Origin of the sequence: Nevskia soli, assembly GCF_903970205.1 — a bacterium.
In the GTDB taxonomy this organism is placed as follows: domain Bacteria; phylum Acidobacteriota; class Terriglobia; order Bryobacterales; family Bryobacteraceae; genus Bog-113.
In genome coordinates, this window is record NZ_CAJCHS010000271.1 from 1 (window position 1) to 5,054 (window position 5,054).

Annotated in this window: 6 protein-coding genes; 5 read left to right on the plus strand and 1 reads right to left on the minus strand. The window is 59.6% G+C overall.

The features are described from left to right. On the minus strand, positions 1–723 hold a 723-nt coding region (locus tag H1Y01_RS12290), incomplete at its 3' end, for a UbiA-like polyprenyltransferase (protein ID WP_180540814.1). A 26-nt stretch (positions 724–749) separates the two neighbouring features. On the opposite strand from H1Y01_RS12290, the gene H1Y01_RS12295 reads away from it, so the two are divergent. From H1Y01_RS12295 to H1Y01_RS12315, 5 genes are all read left to right on the plus strand, one after another. Further along, positions 750–1,211: a DUF192 domain-containing protein gene (locus tag H1Y01_RS12295; RefSeq protein WP_180540815.1), complete on the plus strand. Its 462-nt coding sequence runs from the start codon at positions 750–752 to the stop codon at positions 1,209–1,211. 15 nt (positions 1,212–1,226) lie between these two features. Beyond that, a complete protein-coding gene (gene larB / locus H1Y01_RS12300) occupies positions 1,227–1,973 on the plus strand; it encodes a nickel pincer cofactor biosynthesis protein LarB (protein WP_180540816.1) in 747 nt (248 codons plus the stop codon). A gap of 202 nt (positions 1,974–2,175) precedes the next feature. Further along, on the plus strand, positions 2,176–2,448 hold the full coding sequence (locus H1Y01_RS12305; RefSeq protein WP_180540817.1) for a plasmid mobilization protein: 273 nt from the start codon (positions 2,176–2,178) through the stop codon (positions 2,446–2,448). Between the two features lie 67 nt (positions 2,449–2,515). Continuing rightward, complete coding sequence (locus tag H1Y01_RS12310; RefSeq protein ID WP_180540818.1) at positions 2,516–3,901, plus strand: dipeptidase; 1,386 nt, start codon at positions 2,516–2,518, stop codon at positions 3,899–3,901. A gap of 573 nt (positions 3,902–4,474) precedes the next feature. Next, on the plus strand, positions 4,475–5,054 hold a 580-nt coding region (locus H1Y01_RS12315), incomplete at its 3' end, for a hypothetical protein (protein WP_180540819.1).

A 5,054-nucleotide genomic window follows, 5' to 3' on the forward strand; every position in this document is an offset into this window, starting at 1 on the left:
CCCAACCACGCTCAGCGGCCCCAGATGCAGGACCCACGCCAGCGCAACCAGGGCCCCGATCATCGCGACGTGCAGGATGCGCGCAACCATGAGCGCGTTGCGCAAGCCGATTCGAGCCGGCAAGCTGAACAATCCCTCGCGCCGATCGAACTCAAAGTCCTGGCACGCGTAGATGATGTCGAAACCGGCGGTCAAGAACATCACCGCGACGGTGAGAAGCAGAATCCGCCAGTCGAGCCGCCCGCGCACCGCAATCCACGCGGCTGCGGGCGCGATCCCCAAACTCAGCCCGAGCACCAGGTGCGAGAGCGAAGTGAACCGCTTCGTGAACGAATACAGAAACACGATGGCCAGCGCGACCGGCGCCAGTTCCAGACAAAGCGGATTCAACTGCCACGCCGCGACGAAAAACAGAAGCACCGAAGCCACGATAAAGACCCACGCAAACTGCACGCTCAGCAGACCGGCCGGCAAATGCCGCATCTTTGTCCGCGGATTTCGTGAATCAATGTCGGCATCGATCACCCGGTTAAACGCCATCGCGGCCGAGCGCGCACTCACCATCGCCACCACGATCCACGCCACCAATCGCCAGTCTTGCGCCGCGCTGGTTCCCGATTCCCGAAACGCCAGCGCTGCGCCCGTCAGCGCGAAAGGCAGCGCGAAGACGGAGTGCTCGAATTTGATCATGTCCAGGCTGTGCCGCAGCCTGCGAAGGAACATTGGGGGACTCGCTACTATGTTAGCGAATGGTTCCCTTGCGGTTCGCTGCCACGGTGCTCTTTTGTCTCGCGCTGCAGAGTTGCGTCAAGACCGGTTCCACCGTAACCCTAGCCGCCGGCGACACCCGCAATGTGACGCTCCCCGATGGAACCGCAATTCTCGCCGAAGTCGAAATCAAGCCCGAAGACATGGCGCGCGGCATGATGTACCGGGATTCCATCGCTCCCGATCGCGGCATGCTGTTTGTCCACGCGGAAACCGGCGAATACCCCTATTGGATGGCAAACTGCAAGTTCCCCCTCGATATCATCTGGATGGATTCCGCCCACAAAGTTGTCGAAATCTCCGCCAAAACGCCGCCGTGCCCGCAAGGTGGAAACGATTGTCCGAATTACGGCGGCCACGCTCCCGCGCAATTCGTACTGGAACTTGGCGGCGGCCAGGCCGCGCGGCATGCGATAACCGTTGGATCGGCCATACATTTCTAGATGACTGGGTACTAGATGGACGAAGACCAGGTTCGCGAACTGCTCGCTAGCGTGCAATCCGGATCGCTGGATGTCGAACAGGCCGTCGGGCGCCTGCGGCACATGCCCTTTGAGGATCTGGGATTTGCCAAGATCGATCACCACCGGAGCCTGCGGCACGGCATGCCCGAGGTCGTGTTCGGCCTCGGTAAGACGGCCGACGAGGTCCTGGCGATTGCCGAGCGGTTGGCCGAGCACGCCCCCAACGTCCTGATTACGCGCACCGATGCGGAGAAAGCGCGGGCGCTGACGACCCGCTTTCCTGAGGCCGAACATTTCCCCCGCTCCGGCGCCGTGCGCCTTTGGCGCGAGAGAAAACTCACCGGAAAAGGCACAATCGCCGTCGTTTGCGCCGGTACCAGCGACATTCCCGTCGCCGAAGAAGCCCGGGTTACCGCCGAGGTGATGGGGAACAAGGTGGAAGCCGTACACGATATCGGTGTCGCCGGCATTCACCGGCTCATGGCCAACCGTCAGCTGCTCATGTCGGCCCGTGTCGTGGTTGTCTGCGCTGGAATGGAAGGCGCCCTGCCGAGCGCTGTCGGCGGACTGGTGTCGTGCCCCGTAATTGCCGTTCCGACCAGCGTCGGATACGGCGCCAGTTTCAACGGACTGGCGGCGCTACTTGGGATGCTCAATAGCTGCTCGAGCAATGTGACCGTTGTAAATATCGATAATGGCTTCGGCGCGGCCTACGTAAGTAGCTTGATCAACCATCTGTAACTTTCAGAACACTCAACTAGTACGGAGCCGTCCCATGGTGCCCTATGAAACGGTTAACCTTCCCAAATAGGCGAAAAATGGATGCACGCTTGGCACTACCATTGCTTCACACGTAACGACAGCTTGCTCAACGAAGTCAACAACAACACAAAAGACGGCAGGAGCGATCAGTTCGGCAACGCTAACGTACATAAAGGGACCCATGGCCATATACAGTCCACGCACACGACTCGTTAACTTCCGCCTCTCGGAAGACGAATATCAGACCTTGAAAGATGCCGCCGTCCGCCAGGGGGCGCGGAGCATATCCGACTTCGCGCGCGCGGCGATTCTCACCTCGGTGGGAAACCCGAAAACGGAGAATGGACAAGCCGACCTTTCGAATCTCGATCGTAAGGTCAGCGAAATCCAAGGCACCGTGGAACGTATCTCGGGAATCCTTTCACGGGTCCAGACGCATTCGCACGCCAGCTAGACCAATCGGTGGCGGCGGGCTGCCCAATTAATGTCTGCCCGATATCCCGGCGCGATAACATCGGGTAATGTCCGGCGCCACCGACCATTTCGTCCACGAGAACCGCGATCGGCTCCTTGAAGAACTCGAAGAATTCCTCCGCATTCCCAGTATCAGCACCCTGCCCGAATACGCGGACGATGTCGCCAAAGCTGCCGCATTCGTCGCCGCGAAGCTGAACGCCGCCGGTCTCGAGAACGTCGAAGTCATCCCCACCCAAAAACATCCGCTCGTCTATGCCGATTGGCTTCACGCGCCGGGTAAGCCTACCGTCTTGTGCTACGGCCACTTTGACGTCCAGCCGGCCGATCCGCTCGAGCTCTGGCTGACTCCGCCGTTCGAGCCCACCGTCCGGCAGGGAAATATTTACGCGCGCGGCGCGGCTGATGATAAGGGTCAGATGTACTCGCACATCAAAGCGGTCGAAGCTCTGCGTTCCACCACGGGCACCCTGCCGCTCAACCTGAAGTTCCTGATCGAAGGCGAAGAAGAGATCGGCGGCGTTTCGATCAGCAAATATGTCGAGGAGCACCCCGACAAGCTCAAAGCGGACATCGCGCTCGTTTCCGACACTTCGATGTACGCGCCCGGCCTGCCGACGCTCAACGTTGGTTTGCGCGGGCTCGTCTACATGGAGGTCGAGGCGACCGGTCCCTCGCGCGACCTGCACTCCGGCGTCTACGGCGGCGCATCGCCCAATCCGGTTTTCGGACTCATCGAGCTGCTGAACACCGTCAAGGATTCCAAGGGCAAGATCAAGATCAAAGGCTTCTACGATGACGTGCAGCCGCCGTCGTCGGATGAGCTCGATAGCTGGTCCAAGCTGCCCTTCAAAGAGAAGGATTTCCTGCGTGAAGAGGTCGGCTCGCTCAAGTTGACCGGCGAAAAGGGTCACACCGTTTTGGAGCGAGTGTGGTCGCGCCCGACCTTCGAGGTGCATGGCATCGCCGGCGGATTTACAGGCGCTGGAAGTAAGACCGTGATCCCGTCCAAGGCTATGGCCAAGGTAAGTTTCCGCTTGGTTCCGGACCAGAACCCGGAACAGATCATTGAAGAATTCCGCAACCATGTCGCGAAGAAAGCGCCCAAGGGAATCAAGGTCGAAGTGCGCGTGCTTGGCGCCAGCCCGGGACTAATGGTGGATACCAATCATCCCGGTATCCGCGTCGCCGCGCAAGCCATGGAAGACGTGTTCGGGAAGCGCACGGTGTTCACGCGGTCCGGCGGATCGATTCCAATTGTCGGAGAATTCGCCAAGTTCATTGGAATTCCGACAATCCTGATGGGCTTCGGTCTCCCGGACGATGGCTTGCATTCCCCGAACGAGAAGTACAACCTGGATAACTACTATAAGGGAATCATGACAGTGGCGCACTTTTTCGAGAAGTACGGAGAAGTAACCGAATCCACCTAAGCAACAGGTAACTGAGCCACATCCCGTTCAGTCCGGCATTGCCGACAACTTTACTGAGCCGCGAGCGTAAGCGACCGGCAGGACAGTACTCACCTCACGGCAAGTCTCCCAAGAACACCGCCATTGTTTCGCCCTGCTCCTCTACCACATATTGCATGGCATCGCGAACACTCTGATCCTTCCACAACCAACGCGTGCTGCCATGACGCGCCCATCGCCTTAGATCTTTTTCTCCCCCATCAAGCCGGTTTCAACGCCCGGCTCGAATAGCTCTTAAAATCGATCATCACCTTCTCGGGCCGTCCGCACATGCGCGGCCAACAGGTTCCAGCTTTGATACGCGCAAACTTCCCGCAACGCTTCCAGCACGACCCGCCCGCTCTCGACGTCAAGCTTAAAAGGGGGCTGATTCATCGTGCGAACTTCCGCCGCGCCGCGCTACGGATCGGCCTGCAGCCCTCTTCAGTCACAGCAATTCCAAATTATTTCACCCAATCCCCAATAGCTCCCAACATGAAAACTCCCCTAAGTACCTCGCCCCCAGGTCTACCCTGAAACCGGGAGAACCACGACATGTCAGCCGCAGCCTCTTCACTCGCAACTCCGGAAACCACCCCGCGCACGCGCGCCGAAATCAACCGCGCCAATTCTCAGCACTCCACCGGACCCCGCACGGCCGAAGGTAAGGCGCGCGCCTCCATGAATGCCCTCAAGCACGGCATGTTCGCCGGGGAAGTCGTTCTTCCCGGCGAGGACCCCCAAGCGTTCCAACAACTCACCGATTCCTACGCGCGCGAATGCCGCGCCGAGACCAGCGAAGAACTCTCCATCGTTCACGACATCGTAAGCGCCCGCTGGCGCGCCCGCCGCATCTCCGCCCGGGAAACCGCGCTGACCATCCTCACTACCGAACAGCAGCGCGCGGCAGTCGAGAAGATGTTCGACGCGGATGACGGCTCGATTACGGCTCTCGCCCAAGCCGCCGGATTGCAGGCCAACGCCCGCTTATTCAATCAACTCTGGCTCGCCGAAGCCCGTTTATTCCGTCGCGCGGAACTTGCCGAAACCAAGCTCCTTAACCTGGTGAAGTTCCGCCAAACTCGATCGCTCCTCGAACAATCCGACGTACAAGAAATCGAGTTGCCGGCCCTCA

What these genes read in the sequence shown, in the direction of transcription:
- H1Y01_RS12295 (WP_180540815.1), top strand. Translation starts at nt 750, where the DNA reads ATGGTTCCCTTGCGGTTCGCTGCCACGGTGCTCTTTTGTCTCGCGCTG.
- larB (WP_180540816.1), top strand. Translation starts at nt 1,227, where the DNA reads ATGGACGAAGACCAGGTTCGCGAACTGCTCGCTAGCGTGCAATCCGGA.
- H1Y01_RS12305 (WP_180540817.1), top strand. Translation starts at nt 2,176, where the DNA reads ATGGCCATATACAGTCCACGCACACGACTCGTTAACTTCCGCCTCTCG.
- H1Y01_RS12310 (WP_180540818.1), top strand. Translation starts at nt 2,516, where the DNA reads ATGTCCGGCGCCACCGACCATTTCGTCCACGAGAACCGCGATCGGCTC.